The following is a 16,627-nucleotide window of genomic DNA, read 5'->3' as shown; positions in this document are numbered from 1 at the left end:
CTCAGCTCAGCCAAGCGCTCCGGTCCGTCAGCATGGCCACATGACCAAAATGCGCTGTTCTCGCGACATGCCGCTTGTCGGCAGTCACAAACACGGCACCGAGTTCAATAGCCATTGCGTGGTAAATCGAGTCCTGCAGCGAAGGATATCCGGCTTTCGGCGAACCGTCCGTCGCCATTCTCTGCGCCGTCAAAATCGTTGCGAGATCAGGTTCCAGAAGACGCATGCCGGCCGAACGTTGAACCGCGAGCAGGCGATGAACATCCTCGAAGGGAACGCCATAATGAAGCGCAGCACTGAGCGCTTCATATAACAGCAGACTCGGCGCAACGATCTGCAGTCCGCTTTCGAGCGCGTGGCGAAAGAGAGCAATCGCCTCCGGCTTGTCTGGTTCATTGAGAAATAGCTTATTGAAGACCGACGCATCGACGACGATCATCGGGGTCGATCTTCATGCCGCGCAACAACACTTGCGTCCCGCTCCTGCCTGATACGCCGCAGAATCTCGACGCTGTCTTCGCCCTTGGTTCCGTACGACGGCAGATTGTCCAAGGCATCCAGCGCACGCTGGCGCGCATCGCGCAGCAGCGCGTCCGCAATCGCCTTTTCCACAAAGCGCGAGCGTTTCGACGCAGGCACGACATCTTCAAGCTCCGCCTTCAGAGACTTGGAAATCGTGAATGCCGCTCTTTCCTTGTGATCGTTCACGGATTCGCTCCCTATTTGTGTGCATAATATCATACACAGAAAAAGCGACAAAGAGGACTAAACCTGATCCTCCGCCACGATCCGCGACGGATCGAACACGGCGTGGATCGGCAATATCTCACGCGATGCAAACAGCCCGGCGATCTCATACGGATCTGCCGCATTGAACGCCTCGATCGCGGCCTCATCGGCGGCTTCCATCACCATCCATGTGCCCGTCATCATCTCGCGCCCCAGCGGCGAACCGACGAGGACGCGCACCAGCCCGCCGCCGCCTGTCTTCACATGGGCGAGATGGGCCACGCGGTTTTCCTTGCGGACCTCCAGCATGCCCGGCTTGTCCTGCGAGATAACGAGAAAATGCGGCATGTCAGGCGACGTCCTTCTTCGGCAGCTGGACGATGGAAGGGCGGCTGTTCAGGCCCTCGACGTCCATGCCGGCGATCTTCTTGTAATTGGCGGCGATCTCTTTCAGTTCCGCCTCGTCCAGCACATCCGAAACCTTGTCGAACTCGCCGCCACAGCGCTCTTCCACGATGTTCATAACATGGTCCGGCCCATTGCCGCGATTGGCCATGACGAGCCGCGTCGTCGCCGGCCGGCGCTCGCTCTCGTAAGCTTCCAGCGCCTCGACGCCGACGCCATGCGCGATGAATTCGCGCACCAGAACGCGGGCATCGAGGATACCCTGCGACGCCCCGTTGGAACCTATCGGATACATGGCATGTGCCGCGTCACCCGCCAGAGTCGTGCGGCCAAAGGTCCAGCGCTCGACCGGATCGCGGTCGACCATCGGGAATTCGTAGCAATAGCCGCCATCCTGCATCAGCTTCGGAATGTCGAGCCAGTCGAAATGCCAGTCCTGGAAGGCCGGGAAGAAATCGTCGAAATTGCCGTGACGGTTATAGTCCTCGCGGTTCCATTTCTTGTCCGGCGGGAATTTCAGCTCCGCGATCCAGTTGATCTCGGCCTCGCCCGTTTCCGGATCGGCCTTGCTGATCGGATAGGTGACGAATTTCTGCCACTCATGACCAGCCATGCCCATCGTGGCTTCCGTGATGAACGGCTTGGCCTTAGCCGTGCCGCGCCACAGGATCGAGCCACCCCAATGCGGTGCGCCCTCGCCCGGATAGAACTTTGCGCGAATGTTGGAATGGATGCCGTCGCAGGCAATGAAGACCGTGCCTTCGGCGGTCGACAGATTGCCCTGCTTGTCGCGAAAGGTGACGATCACGCCGCCATCGACATCCTTGCAGTCGACCGCCTCGCGGCCGGTCACCACCGTGCCCTTGCCGGCGCGGGCTTCCAGCGCATGGAACAGCATCATCTGGAAACCGCCGCGATGGACGGAGAACTGCGGCCAGGAATAGCCCGCGAACTGCCCGCGCGGCTCAGACCAGATCTGCTTGCCCTTCTTGGAGAAATAGGCGACCTCGCGGGTGCGCACGCCGATCGCGTCCATCTCCGCCTCGAGCCCCATCTCGAACAGTTCGCGCACGGCATGCGGCTGCACATTGATGCCGACGCCCAGCGGCTTCAGCTCGCTCACCTGCTCGAAGATGCGAAACGGAATGCCCGCCTGATGGCACGAAATGGCAAGCGTCAGGCCGGTAATGCCGGCCCCGGCGATGATGACGGTCATGAACCCTCCCGCGTAGCGCCCTTCACTTCTTCGTGGTGAAGGCGCGCAAACTGAACCTGAGCCTTCTGGTAAAGCCAGTGGCTGTTGGCTCCTGTTTTAACGGCTAAATGTTATGCCCGCAAACTATTTCGTCTGGGTAAGGCCGCGTCAGACCTGAAGCTCCGCAAGCTCCCGCCCATCAAATTGCAGCGAAGCAAGCCGCGCATAAATCCCACCCTTGGCAACAAGGCTCTGGTGGTTGCCCTCTTCCACCACGCGCCCGTCATCCATCACGAGAATGCGGTCGGCCTTGAGCACGGTCGCCAGACGATGTGCAATCACGATCGTGGTACGATCCTTCATCAGCCCGTCGAGCGCATTCTGCACCAGCTTCTCGCTTTCCGCATCCAACGCCGAGGTCGCCTCATCAAGCAGCAGAACAGGTGCATTCTTGAGAATGGCGCGGGCAATAGCAATGCGCTGGCGCTGACCGCCCGAAAGCGTGACGCCACGCTCGCCCGACATCGTGTCATAGCCGTTGTCGAGCCGCTCGATGAAATCATGCGCATGCGCAGCCTTGGCGGCTGCAATCACATCCGCGCGACTGGCATCGGGGCGCCCGAAGGCGATGTTGTCATGGATAGATGAGGCAAAGATCGTTACGTCCTGCGGCACGATCGAAAGCCTTGCACGCAGATCCGCCGGATCGGCATCACGAACGGAGACGCCATCCAGCGAGATATCGCCCGCTGTCGTATCGTAATAGCGCATGATCAGCGAAAGCACCGTACTTTTGCCGGCCCCGGACGATCCGACGATGGCGACCGTTTCGCCGGGCTCGACGTTGAAGGTCAGACCTTTCAGCGCCGACCGCTCCGGCGCCGATGGATAGGCAAAGCGCACGTCGTTGAAGGCAATCGCGCCGGCTGCCGTCGCCGGGAAGCGCTTCGGATTGGCCGGCGCGCGAATGGCCGGCACTTCGGCCAGCAATTCGGAAAGCCGCTCGGCAGCACCCGACGCCTGGGCGATCTCACCCCAGACTTCCGAGAGCGCGCCGAGGCTGGAGGCGGCAACCACCGCATAAAGCACGAATTGGCCAAGCGTCCCCGCAGACATCGTCCCGTCCAGCACGGCATGCGCGCCATACCAGAGCACGCCGGCAATGCTGCCGAACACCATGGAAATAGCCACACCTGTCAGAATCGAGCGCGAGCGGATTGCCGCCTGCGCCGCACCAAACGCACCTTCAATGGCATCCGCATAGCGCTTGCCCGCAGCCGGCCCTCCGTTGAAAGCCTGTACGGTGCGGATCGCGCCGATCGACTCACTGGCGAACGCGGAGGCTTCAGCCAGCGTATCCTGCGCCGAACGCGAGCGCCTGCGCACGGAGCGTCCGAAGGCAATGAGCGGAAAGACGATGAAAGGAATGGCGATCAGCACAAGGGCGGAGAGGCGCGGGCTGGTATAAACCATCATCGCCGCGCCGCCGAGACAGAGAATGAGGTTCCGGAGCGCCAGCGACGCCGTGGCGCCCACGACCGACTTCACCTGAGTCGTGTCCGCCGTCAGACGCGAGATGATCTCGCCCGACTGGTTGACGTCAAAGAAGGACGGAGAAAGCTTGATAACATGCGCATAAACGTCACGCCTGAGATCGGCAACGATCCGCTCGCCGATGGAGATGACGTAATAATACCGCATGGCGCTGGCAAAGGCGAGCATGACCGCAAGGCCAATCAGCATGCCGAAATAGTTGTTGATGAACCCGGCATCAGATTGGGAGAAACCGTGGTCGATCATCCGGCGCACGGCCAGCGGCAAAGCCAGAGTCGTGACTGCGGCAAGTGTCAGGAAAATCAGCGCCTTGAGAACCATACCGCGGTAGCGCCCAAGGTAAGGCAAAAGGGTTGCGAGCGGCTTCAGCGACCGCGTACGCGGCGCGTCCGGATAATCGATGTCACTCAACGCATTTTCCTCTCGCTCGGCCGCCGGCGGTGCTCAACGGGCAGGCTTGCGGGAATGCGCAAGTTTTGTCCGCCGGGCCTTGTTATCCGGCAATCCTTCATGTATAGGCACGGCACTCATTAAGGGACCGGCCAAAATTCGGTTGCGGCCCCATTTACGCGTTTGGGTCAGATGCCGCAATGGTCTGCGGCAATTGTTCCCACCCCAGGCAGGAAGACAAGGTTATGAAGGCTGACATTCATCCCGACTATCACGTGATCAAGGTGGTCATGACCGATGGTACCGAATACGAAACCCGCTCCACATGGGGCGCTGCAGGCGACGTCCTGAACCTCGACATCGACCCGAAGTCGCATCCGGCCTGGACCGGCGGCAACCAGCAGCTGATGGACCGCGGTGGCCGCGTTTCCAAGTTCAACAAGCGCTTCGGCGGCCTCGGCCTCTGATCCTGTTGACAGGTAAGTTCTGAAAAACCCGGCCTTCGCGCCGGGTTTTTTTGCGTTTGATACAGGCCTTTCAAACACCTGCCCCCCTGCGGCAAACGAAAAAGACGGCGAAGTTGCCTCCGCCGTCAAGTCGTACTCAGGATGGTAAAGTCAGTCTGTATCAGTGACGGCCGAAGGCGGTCTGCAGCAGCGAGAGCTGCGCCTGAACGCTGTTCTGGTTGTCGTGAACCACAGGCGCATCGGCCGGACGGTAGATTTCGCGGTCGAGAAGAGCCACGCGGTTCTGCAGGCGATGGGAACGCTCGATGAGTTCGCGGAAGGACAGCGGCAGGTCTTCCCAGCCCGGAGCCTCGCGATCGAGGTTGTAGGCGTCGAGACGAACCTTCTTCTTCTCCGACATGACCTGGTCGCGGGTCATTTCGCCGTTGTTGACGGCGCGCTGCAGCAGAAGCCAGGAAGCCATCTGCATGAGGCGGGTGGTGAGCCGCATGGATTCAGCGGCATAAAGAACCGAAACCTGACGCGGCAGAACCTTGGAGGCAGCGCGACCCGGACCGTCGAGATAGCTCGCCGTCTCTTCAACCAGCGCCATGCCCTCGGCATAGAGCGACTTGAACTGGGTGGACGAAGCCGCATGGCCTGCGAAACTGATCGTGTTCAAACCGGTGTCGGACATTTCTTTATCGCCTCGATACGCATCAAACTTTTAAAGGCTGAAGGGAATTTTTGTTCCCTGCTTATGTGAAGATAACATGATGCCAATACCACAGACGCGCAAGCCGAATCTTAAGAAAAGGTTAATACCCACATTAACCAGACGCCCGGATCTTTACGGGCCTGAAATATGTTGCCGTTTGAACAAAAAAAGAGCCGCTGGAAGGCGGCTCTCAAGGTAAAACAGGGAGAAAATCAGAAGTCGCTCATGAAGCTGAACCATCTGAACCCAGAAAGCTCTGGATGGCGCTAGTAATATCTTATGAAGGTTTCTGATTACTTAACGGCGTCGCAGAAATTGTAAATTTCCGTCCCGCCATCAACGCTTGAACAGGCTGTCGGCAGCCGCGCGGCTCGCGCCCTTGGCGGAGGCTTCCGCCTCCAGCCGGACGATTTCCGACTTCAGCAATTCGATACGAGCTTTCAGCTCATCGACAGACAGCAGCGAAAGGTCCTGACCGATTTCGTGGAGCGCCTTGCGCTGCAGCCGATCTTCGTCAAACATGCTCATGCGGCCTTCTCCTCACTGCCCCTTCCATGCCGATCGCCGGAGAAATTGTCCTCCGAGGCGCTGTTGGCGAGCGGGCTCAGATTGAAACTCTCGGGGGTCTTCACGTTGATATTGCCCATCGCGATATAGGCTTCGCGGTCTGCTGCCGGCACCGGCGCCCGCACCCGGGATCGGATCACCGCGTAAATGGTGATGGCCACATGGGCGATCGAGGTAATGGCAAACAACGCATACGGCCCGAAGGCGGCCATGACCGGCCCGCCAAGCGTCGGCCCGATAATCGTCCCGATGCCGTAGAGCAGGAGCAGCCCGCCGGAGACCTTCACGTAGTTTTCCGGTGACGCGTGGTCGTTGGCATGCGCGGAGGCGAGCGGATAAAGCGCGTTGGCGGTTGCTCCGTAAATCGAAACGATGCCGAGCAGAACCACCACATTATCCGGCTGAAAAAGCGCCAGACTCCAGCCCGCGAGCGCACCGATGCCCGCCAGCACAGCCAGAACCATGCGGCGATCCAGCCGGTCGGAAAGCCGGCCTGTCGGAATCTGGATCAACGCGCCGGCGGCGATCGCCAGGCTCATCATCAGCGCCACATGACCCGGCGAAAGATTGGCCTTCGAACCGAAGACCGCCCCCAGCGTGCCGAAGGCGCCGTTGGCAATGCCGATCAGCACCATGCCGACGGACGCGATGGGCGAATTGCGATAAAGGGCGGCGATGTCGAGCTTGACGCTTTTCAGCGGCTGCGGAGATGCCGCCGTCGAAAGCGTCGTCGGCAGCATGGCCACACAATAGAGAATGCCGACAATCATGAAGAGGATGGTCGTGTGGATATCCCCGGACGCCACCATCATCTGTCCGCCAACGACCCCGGCCAGCGTGATCATGATATAGGTCGAGAAGATCACGCCGCGGTTCTGGTTGTCGACCCGCTCATTCAGCCAGCTCTCGATGATCATCGACGTGCCGGCCGAGGCGAAGCCCGTCAGCGCGCGCAGCCCGATCCATGCTGTCGGTTCGACCAGAATGCCGGTCAGCAGCGCAATAATCGCCGTCAGCGACAGAAAGCCGGAAAAGGCGCGCACATGGCCAATGCGGCGCACGACAAGCGGCGCAAAGAAGCAACCCGCCACGAAACCCGCGGACCAGGATGTCCCCAGAAGACCCAGCGTCGTCGTGGAATAGCCTTCCGCCGTCCCGCGCAGAGGCAGAAGCAGCGAATGCAGCCCGTTGCCGAAGAACAGGAACAGTGTTCCGACGAGAAGCGAAAACACCGGAAGAAGATTGCGCCGCATGAATGTCCCGTCCCAACCCGCGCAAAGGTGCGAGCCTCAAATAAAGTGTCTGGCTTGAAAGAGGACCGCCTTTGCGATAGCGCCAAGGAAGATCATGGTCCCGAAGCATTTGCTCCCGAATGCTTATGACGCAAATCATGACACGGATATGGCGAAACTCAAGAACAAGGCTTGACGCGGCGTGACGAAGATCATCGCATTGTTGCTCATCCTGGCCATGCTGGTCCATATCGTGAAGCCGTTCGGCCTGCCGGGATTGCGCCGGCGCGGCGACTTCTGGAAGATCGCCCTCTTCGCCTTTGCGATCACCATGTTCGTCAGCCTGCTCAGATAGACGAAAAACGCGCGGCAGTTTCCCGCCGCGCGCCGATCTTTTTCAAAAGGACCGAATGAGGCTCAAGCCGCCTTTTCGAGATCCGCCTTCCAGTTGCCGAGAGCGGCCAGGCCGTTCATGCGGGCACGGTGCGAGAAGGCGCGCTGGCCGGCAGCGACATTCTCGGCCTTGCCGCCCCAGGCCTTGAGGGCCGTTTCCTGCAGGGCGCGGCCATAGGAGAAAGTCAGCTTCCAGGGCAGTTCGAACGTGTTCATGGCCGACAGATGCGCCGTTGCCTCTTCGGAAGACTGGCCGCCGGAGAGGAAGGCGATGCCCGGAACGGCAGACGGAACCGTGCGCTTCAGTACGCGAACCGTGCGCTCGGCGACTTCCGCGACGGATGCCTTGCGGGCATTCTTGCCGTCGATGACCATGCTCGGCTTCAGGATCATGCCTTCGAGGCTGACGCGGGCTTCGGCAAGTTCCTCGAATGTCGTGCGCAGCGTCCATTCCGTCACCTCTTCGGAACGGTCGATGGAATGCGTGCCCGGCGCACCGTCCATCAGGACTTCCGGCTCGACGATCGGCACGATGCCGGCGGCCTGGCAGAGTGCTGCGTAACGGGCCAGCGCCTGCGCATTGGCGCGCAGCGAACCGCGCGTCGGCAGCGCGTCGGAGACGGCGATCACGCCACGCCACTTGGCAAAGCGCGCACCGGCTTCATAGTAGCGAGCCAGACGCTCACCGAGACCGTCGAGGCCTTCCGTGATCGTTTCACCGGGGAAGTTGACCATCGGCTTGGCGCCCGTGTCGACCTTGATGCCTGGAATAGAGCCGGCAGCCTTGATCAGATCGGCCAGCGGCGTACCATCCTTGGCCTTCTGGTAGAGCGTTTCTTCATAGAGGATGACGCCCGAAATGTAGTTCTTCATCGCATCGTCGGCGCGGAACAGCATCTCGCGGTAATCGCGACGGCTGTCCTCCGTCGATGTCAGATTGATGCTGTCGAAGCGCTTCTTGATCGTCGAAGTGGACTCGTCAGCAGCGAGCAACCCCTTGCCCGGCGCAACCATTGCGACTGCGATATCTTCAATCCGTTCGGCCATTTTCAAACACCTCCGTTCAACCGTTTCTTCGCCGATAACAGAAGAACATGACAAGGAAAATGGGCCTTAAAATGCCTTAAACGATTTAAATTTAACTAAATCGGTTTAGAAGGAAATAAATCGGTTTAAAAAAGACCAGTTTTACACATTGTTTTTATTATGTTTAATGCGGCCGCCGAATTAATCGGCGGCCGCAGCATCACTGTTACTTCGAAGCGTTGAGGATATCGACGCCCGGAAGAGGCTTGCCTTCCATCCATTCGAGGAAGGCGCCGCCGGCGGTCGAGACATAGGTGAACTCGTCGCCCACTCCGGCATGGTTCACAGCCGCAACCGTGTCACCACCGCCGGCAACCGAGACGAGCTTGCCGGCGACCGTCTGCGCGGCGGCGTGTTTCGCAGCCGAGACGGTGGCCTTGTCGAAGGGCTCGATTTCGAACGCACCGAGCGGGCCGTTCCAGACAAGCGTTGCGGCCTTGGAAATCCAGTCATTGACCTTCTCGACCGACTGCGGACCGACGTCGAGCATCATGGCATCCGCCGGGATAGCCGAAACCGCGACGGTTTCGTTGGCGGCATTGGCCTTGAACTCGCGGGCAACCACGCCGTCGACCGGCAGCACGATGGCGCAACCGGCCTTCTCGGCCTCGGCCAGGATCGTGCGTGCGGTGTCGGCCAGATCATGCTCGCAAAGCGACTTGCCGACATTGATGCCCTGCGCTGCCAGGAACGTATTCGCCATGCCGCCGCCGATGACCAGCGCGTCAACCTTCTTCACGAGGTTCTGCAGCAGGTCGATCTTGGTGGAAACCTTCGCGCCGCCAACGATGGCAACGACGGGACGGGCGGGATTGCCGAGACCCTTTTCCAGCGCCTCAAGCTCGGCCTGCATCGTGCGACCCGCGTATGCCGGCATATGATGGGCAAGGCCTTCGGTGGAGGCATGCGCGCGGTGCGCAGCCGAGAAGGCGTCGTTGACGAAGATATCGCCATTGGCGGCAAGTGCGGCGGTGAATTCCGGCGTGTTCTTCTCTTCGCCCTTGTGGAAGCGGGTGTTTTCGAGAAGCAGGATATCGCCATTCTGCATGGCATCGATCGCGGACTTCGCGACATCGCCGATGCAATCGGCAGCAAAGAGCACACGACGGTCCAGCACCGCCTCAACCGCCGGAGCGATCGTCTTCAGCGACATGTCGGCGACGACTTCACCCTTCGGACGGCCGAAATGGGCAAGCAGGATGACCTTCGCGCCCTTGTCGGACAGCTCGAGAATGGTCGGAGCAACACGCTCGATACGCGTCGCATCCGTCACCTTGCCGTCGCTGACAGGAACGTTGAGATCGACGCGCACCAGCACGCGCTTGCCGGCGATGTCGTTGAGATCGTCAAGGGTTTTGAAGGTCATGGCAGGTCCCCGAATGGCAATGGACTAAGGGAGGAAGGCACGGCTTCCCGGATCGGACCGGACCATACACGCCAGCGTTCAGGAGACAAGGGGATAGATCAAGCGTCTTCGTTGCGAGAACTGGGAGAAATGCCTCGGCGCAAAGCGCCGCAAGCGCAAGTGCGCGTCGCCGGCAGTCCGGCGCCCCCGTGGAGCGCAGCCCGCAAGGGCGACCAGCGCGTGAGCGAAAAGAGAGTGCGATCCACGGCAACCGATGGTGCTTTACGATCCTGGGCGCCTACAGAAGTAGGTGGGCACCATGTGACCAAACCCACGGGTCTGGTCAGGGACAGTTCCCTTAGGATCGAGTATGGCCCCAGGGATGTGATGACCTGTCGTGAGGCGCAGACCGCAACACCAATGTAGGCTGAAACGGCTTCGATTACCAGTGCGGGATTTCGTTTTACGCAACCGATCTGCAATCCCTGCATTGAACCCGGCGGCATCAGCACCTATTATGCCGTCATTCGCAGGCCAGTCACCGCGCCACCCCACTGCGAATGCCCTGACCCGAAGCCGCCAGACCGCAGGGTGCGAGCGGGCCAACACCATGGAATTCCCTTGCTAACCGAAATTGTCATCGTCGTTCTCCTGACCATTCTCAATGGCGTTCTTGCCATGTCGGAACTGGCAGTCGTCTCCTCGCGGCCAGTCCGGCTGCGAATGCTGGCCGAACAGGGCAGCAAGGGCGCGGCAACCGCCATCCGCCTGGCCGAAAACCCCGGCCGCTTTCTGTCAACCGTGCAGATCGGCATCACCCTGGTGGGCGTCCTTTCCGGCGCATTTTCTGGCGCCACGCTCGGCGCGCGCCTGACCCAATGGCTTGAGGCGCAGGGGCTCTCACCCAGCGCCGCCGATTGGCTGGGCGTCGGCTCGGTCGTCGTCGCCATCACCTATCTCTCGCTGATTGTCGGCGAACTCGTGCCGAAACAGATCGCCCTGCGCGCGCCCGAGGCCGTGGCCGTGAAGGTCGCCCCGGCCATGTCGTGGCTGTCGCGTTTCGCCTTGCCTCTGGTCTGGCTGCTCGATGCCTCCGGCAAGGCTGTTCTCGCCCTTCTGGGACAGAAAGGCGTCTCGGAAGAAACCGTGACCGATGAGGAAATTCGAACGGTGCTCGCCGAAGCCCACCATGCGGGCGTCATCGAGGCGGAGGAATCGGCGATGATATCCGGCGTCATGCGCCTCGCCGACCGCACCGCGCGCGGCCTGATGACGCCACGTCGCGATGTGGAAATCCTCGACATCGAGGACACGGATGCCGAAATCCGCGAGCAGCTGCAAAAGACCACCCGCTCTCGCCTCCCCGTCCGTGACGGCGCTTCGGACGAAATCGTCGGCGTCCTCTTCGTCAAGGATGCGCTGGACGCCCTGCTGCGCGGTGAAAAGCTGAACCTCAAGGCGATCATGCGCGATGCACCGGTCGTTTCCGACCTCTCGGGCGCCATCGACGTCATCGAGGCACTGCGCCAGACGCCCGCGCATATGGTGCTCGTCTACGACGAATTCGGCCATTTCGAAGGGATCATCACCTCCGGAGACGTGCTGGAAGCCATCACCGGCGTCTTCATCGACGACGCCTCGGAAGAGCCCGCCATTCTGCTGCGCGACGACGGTTCCTACCTCGTCGCCGGCTGGACCCCTATCGACGAATTCGCCGACCGCATGAACATTTCCGTTGGCGACGACCCCGATTTCGAAACCGTCGCCGGCTTCGCCATCGAAGAGCTGAAACACCTCCCCGTTCTCGGCGAGACCTTCACGGCCCAGGGCTGGCATTTCGAGGTCATCGACCTCGACAACCGCCGCATCGACAAGCTGCTGGTAAAGAGGGTGGAGTAAGAAAGTTGGAGGAATTCATGGCTGCACAAGCAAGACATGAACGCGAGCGTTGCCCCTCGCATCCGGGCGCATTGCTTGATGACATCATTCCTGCGACCGGCAAGACCAAGGTCGAGATCGCAAATCTGCTCGGGATTTCGCGACAGCAGCTCTATGATATCATCAACGAAAAGAAGCCCGTCTCGCCCAACGTCGCCGCGCGTCTTGGAAAACTGTTCGGCGATGGGGCCGGCGTCTGGCTTAGGATGCAGGCTGCTCACGACGCATGGCAGGCAGAGCATTCGATTGATGTGTCCGCCATTCCAACATTGAAGTCAGCGTAAGACTGGCATCAATCAGCCGCCGTTGATCTTCTGCGTGATACCGTTGATCTGGTTCGTCAGTTCGCCCAGCGCTGCGACGAGAAGCGTGTCGCTCTTGTCGGAGGCCGCGAGCATGCTCTCACGCGAGCGGGCGAGGCTTTCGGCTTCCGTCTCCAGCGCCTTCAGCCGGCGGCTCACATCCGAGAGCTCGTCCATGACCATGATGCCGGCCATGACAGTGAGACGCAGATCGCCGATTTCACCGAACTGTGATTTCAGATGCATGACATATCGGTCAAACCGGGCCGCCAATTCGGTCAGGTGATCTTCCTGGCCCTCTTCGCAAGCCATGCGATAGGCTTTGCCGTCGATTTGTACGGTGACCTGGGCCATGATTTTTCCTGTCAGCGATCGAGCACGGCGCGAATGGTTTCCATCGCCGTCACGAGGCGGCGTGAAACCTCGCGGTTGACTTCTTCCAGCCGGTTCGCCCGGAATTCCGACTGGTCGAGATCATGGGCAAGCTTGGCGCGGTCCTGATGAACGCGGCGCACCTCCGCGCGATATTCTGCGGAAGACATCTCACGATCAAAACGGCCGTCGATCGCGCCCGCGAGCGCTTGCACAGCAACCCTCAGTTCCTCGACCGCCGATTTGACCGTCTTGTCTCCCGGAGTCATCTCTGCCTTGCACCCTCGCACACTTCATACATCTGACCGCTACCCGAATCGTCACTGCTTCGGGCGGCTTATGGACGAACACTAGTCAGGTCAGACGACAAGCGTCAATAAAGCCGGGCATGATCGGCGCGCCCTCAAAGTCGCTTTGCTGTGGATGAGATATCAATCGTTTCAAATCCCGTCGCCATTGTGACCGTTGCAGGAAACCACTTGAACTTATCGCGAAACGGGCGGTTAGAAATGCCGCAGAACACTCAGTTTTGTTGACTCCAGCGTCCCACCTGCTATGTCTCTCCGCGATTTCACGGAGGCCGCGGGAGGAACGCGCGGTCACTCAATCGACACCGGAAAAAACGGGTAAATCATGATCTCGCGCGAACAACACAACCGGATGGCCAACGCGATCCGCTTCCTGTCCATGGACGCAGTCCAGAAGGCAAATTCGGGCCATCCCGGCCTGCCGATGGGCGCTGCCGACATCGCCACGGTCCTCTTCACCCGTTATTTGAAGTTCGACCCCAAGCAGCCGCACTGGGCTGACCGCGACCGTTTCGTTCTCTCCGCAGGCCACGGCTCCATGCTGCTCTACTCGGTCCTCTACCTCACCGGTTATGAGGACATGACGATCGAGGACATCAAGCAGTTCCGCCAGATCGGCGCCAAGACCGCAGGCCACCCGGAATATGGTCACGCTGAGGGCATCGAAACGACGACCGGCCCGCTCGGCCAGGGCATTGCCAATTCCGTCGGCATGGCCATTGCCGAGCGCAAGCTGCGCGACGAATTCGGCGCAGATCTGCAGGACCACTACACCTATGTGCTCTGCGGCGATGGCTGCCTCATGGAAGGCATCAGCCAGGAAGCGATCTCGCTGGCCGGCCACCTGAAGCTCAACAAGCTGATCGTCTTCTGGGACGACAATGACATCACCATCGACGGTCACGTCGGCGTTGCCGATAGCACCGACCAGCACGCCCGCTTCCGCGCCTGCGGCTGGAACACAATCGCCGTCGACGGCCATAACCCGGACGAAATCGCTGCGGCAATCGAGACGGCGCAGAAGTCCGACAAGCCGACCATGATCGCCTGCAAGACGATCATCGGCTTCGGCGCGCCGAACAAGCAGGGCACGCACAACGTTCACGGTTCGCCGCTCGGCGCCGAAGAAATCGCCGCTGCCCGCAAGCAGCTGAACTGGGACAGCGAACCCTTCGTCGTTCCCGCTGACGTTCTCGACGCATGGCGCGCCGCCGGCGCCCGCTCCGCCAAGGCACGTGCCGACTGGGAAGCCCGTCTCGCCGCTGCTGACACGGCCAAGAAGGCCGAGTTCACCCGCCGCTTCGCCGGCAAGCTGCCGGAAGGCTTCGACGCCGCCATCGCTGCCTACAAGCAGAAGCTGGCCGACGAAAAGCCGACGGTCGCCACCCGCAAGGCGTCTGAAAACGCACTCGAAGTCGTCAACGGCATCATCACCGAAACCATCGGCGGCTCGGCCGACCTGACCGGCTCGAACAACACCAAGACGAGCCAGACCAAGTCGATCACGCCCACGGACTTCTCCGGCCGCTACATGCACTGGGGCGTTCGCGAGCACGGCATGGCCGCTGCCATGAACGGCATGGCGCTGCATGGCGGCCTCATCCCCTATTCCGGCGGCTTCCTGATCTTCTCGGACTATTGCCGTCCGTCGATCCGCCTCGCCGCGCTGATGGGCATCCGTGTCATCCACGTCCTGACCCACGATTCCATCGGTCTCGGCGAAGACGGCCCAACGCACCAGCCGGTCGAGCAGATGGCGGCACTGCGCGCCATCCCGAACCTCATGATGTTCCGCCCGGCCGACGCCACGGAAACGGCAGAATGCTGGCAGATCGCCCTCGAGACCCATGACCGTCCGTCGGGCCTCGCGCTGACCCGCCAGAACCTGATGGCCGTTCGCACAGAAATGTCGGAGAAGAACCTCTGCGCGCTCGGCGCCTACGAACTTGTGGCCGCCAAGGACGCCAAGGTTTCGATCTTCGCCTCCGGCTCGGAAGTCGAGATCGCCGTTCTCGCCGCCAAGGCACTGGGCGAAAAGGGCATCGCCGCCCGCGTCGTCTCCGTCCCCTGCTTCGAGCTCTTCGCCGAACAGCCGGAAGACTATCGCAACGCCGTCATCGGCACCGCTCCGGTCAAGATCGGCGTCGAAGCCGCCATCCGCCAGGGCTGGGACGAGATCATCGGTTCGCATGGCACCTTCATCGGCATGAAGAGCTTCGGCGCTTCGGGTCCGTACAAGGAACTCTACAAGCATTTCGGCATCACGGTGGAAGCCGTCGTCGCAGCGGCCGAAAGCCGCGTCTGACGCATATCCGCGCCGGGATCGGGAACGGTTTCGGCGCACGACTTGCGGGAGATCAAGGAATTTAGAGCGCCGATCCGCTCGGATTAGTCAGCGTTCTAGAAAATCGGAATTGTCCACGGGATTGGAGATATCCATATGACTGTTAAAGTTGCCATCAACGGTTTTGGCCGCATCGGCCGCAACGTTCTGCGCGCCATCATCGAAGCCGGCCGCACCGACATCGAAGTCGTTGCCATCAACGACCTCGGCCCGGTCGAGACCAACGCGCACCTGCTGCGCTACGATTCGATCCACGGCCGTTTCCCGGCCAAGGTCGAAGTTTCCGGCGACACGCTGATCATCAACGGCGGCAAGCCGATCAAGGTCACCGCGATCAAGGACCCGGCAACGCTGCCGCATGGCGAAATGGGCGTCGACATCGCGCTCGAATGCACCGGCATCTTCACCGCCCGCGACAAGGCTGCCGCCCACCTGACCGCCGGCGCCAAGCGCGTCGTCGTCTCGGCTCCGGCCGATGGCGCTGACCTGACGGTCGTCTATGGCGTCAACCACGACAAGCTGACCAAGGACCACATGGTCATCTCCAACGCCTCCTGCACGACGAACTGCCTCGTGCCGGTCGTCAAGGTTCTGCATGACCTCATCGGCGTCGATCATGGCTTCATGACCACGATCCACTCCTACACCAACGACCAGCCCTCGCTCGACCAGATGCACAAGGATCTGTATCGCGCCCGCGCTGCCGCCCTTTCCATGATCCCGACATCGACGGGTGCCGCCAAGGCCGTGGGTCTCGTCATGCCGGAACTGAAGGGCAAGCTCGACGGTTCGTCCATCCGCGTTCCGACCCCGAACGTCTCGGTCGTCGATTTCAAGTTCGTCGCCAAGCGTTCGACGACGGTTGCCGAAATCAACGACGCGATCAAGGCTGCCGCCACCAGCGGTCCGCTCAAGGGCATCCTCGGTTACACCGACGAGCCGCTCGTTTCGCGCGACTTCAACCACGACCCGCATTCCTCGATCTTCGCGCTCGACCAGACGAAGGTCATGGAAGGCAATTTCGTGCGTATCCTCACCTGGTACGACAACGAATGGGGCTTCTCCAACCGCATGCTCGACACGTCGGTTGCCTTCGCCAAGCTCATCTGAGCTGGCATGAAGCTTTGGAAATAGAAAGCGCGCCGGAAACGGCGCGCTTTTCTTTTACGCTCAAGAGAAGGCTAGAGTATCCGTGTTGATCAAGCAGCTTTTGGCTGCCATTTTTGCTTTTTCCGGAGCAAGGCGTTTGCGAGCACGGCGAGTTTTCGCATGATTGCGGTTATCGCGACTTTCGGTGGTTTTC

General features: G+C 60.7%; 18 protein-coding genes, 1 other RNA gene and 1 pseudogene. 6 read left to right on the top strand and 14 right to left on the bottom strand.

Annotation, left to right across the window (positions count from 1 at the left end; all coding sequences use genetic code 11):
* Nucleotide 1 precedes the first annotated feature (1 nt).
* The 5 genes from LQK83_RS19820 to LQK83_RS19800 all read right to left on the bottom strand — a co-directional run bounded on the left by LQK83_RS19820 (nucleotide 2) and on the right by LQK83_RS19800 (nucleotide 4,294).
* Nucleotides 2–439, bottom strand: a complete 438-nt coding sequence (locus LQK83_RS19820) for a type II toxin-antitoxin system VapC family toxin (protein ID WP_230839216.1) — start codon at nucleotides 437–439, stop codon at nucleotides 2–4.
* On the bottom strand, nucleotides 436–708 hold the full coding sequence (locus LQK83_RS19815; protein ID WP_230839215.1) for a hypothetical protein: 273 nt from the start codon (nucleotides 706–708) through the stop codon (nucleotides 436–438). Before LQK83_RS19815 ends, LQK83_RS19820 begins: the two co-directional genes overlap by 4 nt.
* A 57-nt stretch (nucleotides 709–765) precedes the next feature.
* The gene (locus tag LQK83_RS19810) at nucleotides 766–1,077 is read right to left on the bottom strand and encodes a YciI family protein (RefSeq protein WP_230839214.1); all 312 of its coding nucleotides are present in this window, start codon (nucleotides 1,075–1,077) and stop codon (nucleotides 766–768) included.
* Between the two features lies 1 nt (nucleotide 1,078).
* Nucleotides 1,079–2,350: a flavin-dependent oxidoreductase gene (locus LQK83_RS19805; RefSeq protein WP_230839213.1), complete on the bottom strand. Its 1,272-nt coding sequence runs from the start codon at nucleotides 2,348–2,350 to the stop codon at nucleotides 1,079–1,081.
* Between the two features lie 147 nt (nucleotides 2,351–2,497).
* Nucleotides 2,498–4,294, bottom strand: coding sequence for an ABC transporter transmembrane domain-containing protein (locus tag LQK83_RS19800; protein ID WP_230839212.1), 1,797 nt, complete (start codon nucleotides 4,292–4,294; stop codon nucleotides 2,498–2,500).
* 224 nt (nucleotides 4,295–4,518) lie between these two features.
* Between LQK83_RS19800 and rpmE the strand changes: the two genes are divergently transcribed.
* On the top strand, nucleotides 4,519–4,740 hold the full coding sequence (rpmE, locus tag LQK83_RS19795; RefSeq protein WP_109856819.1) for a 50S ribosomal protein L31: 222 nt from the start codon (nucleotides 4,519–4,521) through the stop codon (nucleotides 4,738–4,740).
* Between the two features lie 160 nt (nucleotides 4,741–4,900).
* Here rpmE and rcdA read toward each other — a convergent pair whose 3' ends face one another.
* The 3 genes from rcdA to LQK83_RS19780 all read right to left on the bottom strand — a co-directional run bounded on the left by rcdA (nucleotide 4,901) and on the right by LQK83_RS19780 (nucleotide 7,257).
* On the bottom strand, nucleotides 4,901–5,416 hold the full coding sequence (gene rcdA / locus LQK83_RS19790) for a protease adaptor protein RcdA (protein ID WP_230839211.1): 516 nt from the start codon (nucleotides 5,414–5,416) through the stop codon (nucleotides 4,901–4,903).
* A gap of 357 nt (nucleotides 5,417–5,773) precedes the next feature.
* Nucleotides 5,774–5,965: a DUF1192 domain-containing protein gene (locus LQK83_RS19785; protein WP_230839210.1), complete on the bottom strand. Its 192-nt coding sequence runs from the start codon at nucleotides 5,963–5,965 to the stop codon at nucleotides 5,774–5,776.
* The gene (locus LQK83_RS19780) at nucleotides 5,962–7,257 is read right to left on the bottom strand and encodes an MFS transporter (protein ID WP_230839209.1); all 1,296 of its coding nucleotides are present in this window, start codon (nucleotides 7,255–7,257) and stop codon (nucleotides 5,962–5,964) included. The genes LQK83_RS19785 and LQK83_RS19780 overlap by 4 nt, the downstream gene beginning before the upstream one ends.
* Nucleotides 7,258–7,438: 181 nt before the next feature.
* Between LQK83_RS19780 and LQK83_RS19775 the strand changes: the two genes are divergently transcribed.
* Entirely contained in the window at nucleotides 7,439–7,591 is a 153-nt protein-coding gene (locus LQK83_RS19775) for a hypothetical protein (RefSeq protein ID WP_230839207.1), read from the top strand.
* Nucleotides 7,592–7,653: 62 nt separating this feature from the next.
* Here the strand turns inward: LQK83_RS19775 and LQK83_RS19770 are convergent, their stop codons facing one another.
* The 3 genes from LQK83_RS19770 to ssrS all read right to left on the bottom strand — a co-directional run bounded on the left by LQK83_RS19770 (nucleotide 7,654) and on the right by ssrS (nucleotide 10,474).
* Nucleotides 7,654–8,676, bottom strand: a complete 1,023-nt coding sequence (locus LQK83_RS19770; protein ID WP_230839205.1) for a class I fructose-bisphosphate aldolase — start codon at nucleotides 8,674–8,676, stop codon at nucleotides 7,654–7,656.
* A 205-nt stretch (nucleotides 8,677–8,881) separates the two neighbouring features.
* Nucleotides 8,882–10,081 (bottom strand): phosphoglycerate kinase, encoded by a 1,200-nt coding sequence (locus LQK83_RS19765; protein WP_230839203.1) that lies wholly within the window; start codon nucleotides 10,079–10,081, stop codon nucleotides 8,882–8,884.
* A 234-nt stretch (nucleotides 10,082–10,315) separates the two neighbouring features.
* A non-coding RNA gene (gene ssrS, locus LQK83_RS19760) (6S RNA) lies at nucleotides 10,316–10,474 on the bottom strand.
* 207 nt (nucleotides 10,475–10,681) lie between these two features.
* Between ssrS and LQK83_RS19755 the strand changes: the two genes are divergently transcribed.
* Both LQK83_RS19755 and LQK83_RS19750 read left to right on the top strand, forming a co-directional pair.
* Nucleotides 10,682–11,959: a hemolysin family protein gene (locus LQK83_RS19755; protein ID WP_230839201.1), complete on the top strand. Its 1,278-nt coding sequence runs from the start codon at nucleotides 10,682–10,684 to the stop codon at nucleotides 11,957–11,959.
* A 17-nt stretch (nucleotides 11,960–11,976) separates the two neighbouring features.
* Nucleotides 11,977–12,282, top strand: a complete 306-nt coding sequence (locus LQK83_RS19750; RefSeq protein ID WP_230839304.1) for a HigA family addiction module antitoxin — start codon at nucleotides 11,977–11,979, stop codon at nucleotides 12,280–12,282.
* Nucleotides 12,283–12,294: 12 nt separating this feature from the next.
* On the opposite strand, the gene LQK83_RS19745 is transcribed toward LQK83_RS19750, so the two are convergent.
* Together LQK83_RS19745 and LQK83_RS19740 are read right to left on the bottom strand one after the other, a co-directional pair.
* Nucleotides 12,295–12,654, bottom strand: a complete 360-nt coding sequence (locus LQK83_RS19745) for a cell division protein ZapA (RefSeq protein ID WP_230839200.1) — start codon at nucleotides 12,652–12,654, stop codon at nucleotides 12,295–12,297.
* An 11-nt stretch (nucleotides 12,655–12,665) separates the two neighbouring features.
* On the bottom strand, nucleotides 12,666–12,941 hold the full coding sequence (locus tag LQK83_RS19740) for a DUF4164 domain-containing protein (protein WP_230839198.1): 276 nt from the start codon (nucleotides 12,939–12,941) through the stop codon (nucleotides 12,666–12,668).
* 364 nt (nucleotides 12,942–13,305) lie between these two features.
* Between LQK83_RS19740 and tkt the strand changes: the two genes are divergently transcribed.
* Complete coding sequence (gene tkt, locus LQK83_RS19735; RefSeq protein ID WP_230839195.1) at nucleotides 13,306–15,285, top strand: transketolase; 1,980 nt, start codon at nucleotides 13,306–13,308, stop codon at nucleotides 15,283–15,285.
* A gap of 135 nt (nucleotides 15,286–15,420) precedes the next feature.
* Nucleotides 15,421–16,434, top strand: a complete 1,014-nt coding sequence (gene gap / locus LQK83_RS19730; protein WP_230839193.1) for a type I glyceraldehyde-3-phosphate dehydrogenase — start codon at nucleotides 15,421–15,423, stop codon at nucleotides 16,432–16,434.
* 89 nt (nucleotides 16,435–16,523) lie between these two features.
* Here gap and LQK83_RS19725 read toward each other — a convergent pair.
* Nucleotides 16,524–16,627: pseudogene (locus LQK83_RS19725) on the bottom strand (IS110 family transposase); the annotation flags it as partial.

The organism is Rhizobium sp. C1 (assembly GCF_021026335.1).
GTDB lineage: Bacteria > Pseudomonadota > Alphaproteobacteria > Rhizobiales > Rhizobiaceae > Ensifer_A.
The sequence above is the reverse complement of the archived record's forward strand: the minus strand, read 5'-3'. Positions and strand labels throughout refer to the sequence as shown.

What these genes read in the sequence shown, in the direction of transcription:
- tkt (WP_230839195.1), top strand. Translation starts at nt 13,306, where the DNA reads ATGATCTCGCGCGAACAACACAACCGGATGGCCAACGCGATCCGCTTC.
- LQK83_RS19750 (WP_230839304.1), top strand. Translation starts at nt 11,977, where the DNA reads ATGGCTGCACAAGCAAGACATGAACGCGAGCGTTGCCCCTCGCATCCG.
- rpmE (WP_109856819.1), top strand. Translation starts at nt 4,519, where the DNA reads ATGAAGGCTGACATTCATCCCGACTATCACGTGATCAAGGTGGTCATG.
- LQK83_RS19740 (WP_230839198.1), bottom strand. Translation starts at nt 12,941, where the DNA reads ATGACTCCGGGAGACAAGACGGTCAAATCGGCGGTCGAGGAACTGAGG.
- LQK83_RS19780 (WP_230839209.1), bottom strand. Translation starts at nt 7,257, where the DNA reads ATGCGGCGCAATCTTCTTCCGGTGTTTTCGCTTCTCGTCGGAACACTG.
- LQK83_RS19745 (WP_230839200.1), bottom strand. Translation starts at nt 12,654, where the DNA reads ATGGCCCAGGTCACCGTACAAATCGACGGCAAAGCCTATCGCATGGCT.
- gap (WP_230839193.1), top strand. Translation starts at nt 15,421, where the DNA reads ATGACTGTTAAAGTTGCCATCAACGGTTTTGGCCGCATCGGCCGCAAC.
- rcdA (WP_230839211.1), bottom strand. Translation starts at nt 5,416, where the DNA reads ATGTCCGACACCGGTTTGAACACGATCAGTTTCGCAGGCCATGCGGCT.
- LQK83_RS19785 (WP_230839210.1), bottom strand. Translation starts at nt 5,965, where the DNA reads ATGAGCATGTTTGACGAAGATCGGCTGCAGCGCAAGGCGCTCCACGAA.
- LQK83_RS19810 (WP_230839214.1), bottom strand. Translation starts at nt 1,077, where the DNA reads ATGCCGCATTTTCTCGTTATCTCGCAGGACAAGCCGGGCATGCTGGAG.
- LQK83_RS19820 (WP_230839216.1), bottom strand. Translation starts at nt 439, where the DNA reads ATGATCGTCGTCGATGCGTCGGTCTTCAATAAGCTATTTCTCAATGAA.
- LQK83_RS19765 (WP_230839203.1), bottom strand. Translation starts at nt 10,081, where the DNA reads ATGACCTTCAAAACCCTTGACGATCTCAACGACATCGCCGGCAAGCGC.
- LQK83_RS19805 (WP_230839213.1), bottom strand. Translation starts at nt 2,350, where the DNA reads ATGACCGTCATCATCGCCGGGGCCGGCATTACCGGCCTGACGCTTGCC.
- LQK83_RS19770 (WP_230839205.1), bottom strand. Translation starts at nt 8,676, where the DNA reads ATGGCCGAACGGATTGAAGATATCGCAGTCGCAATGGTTGCGCCGGGC.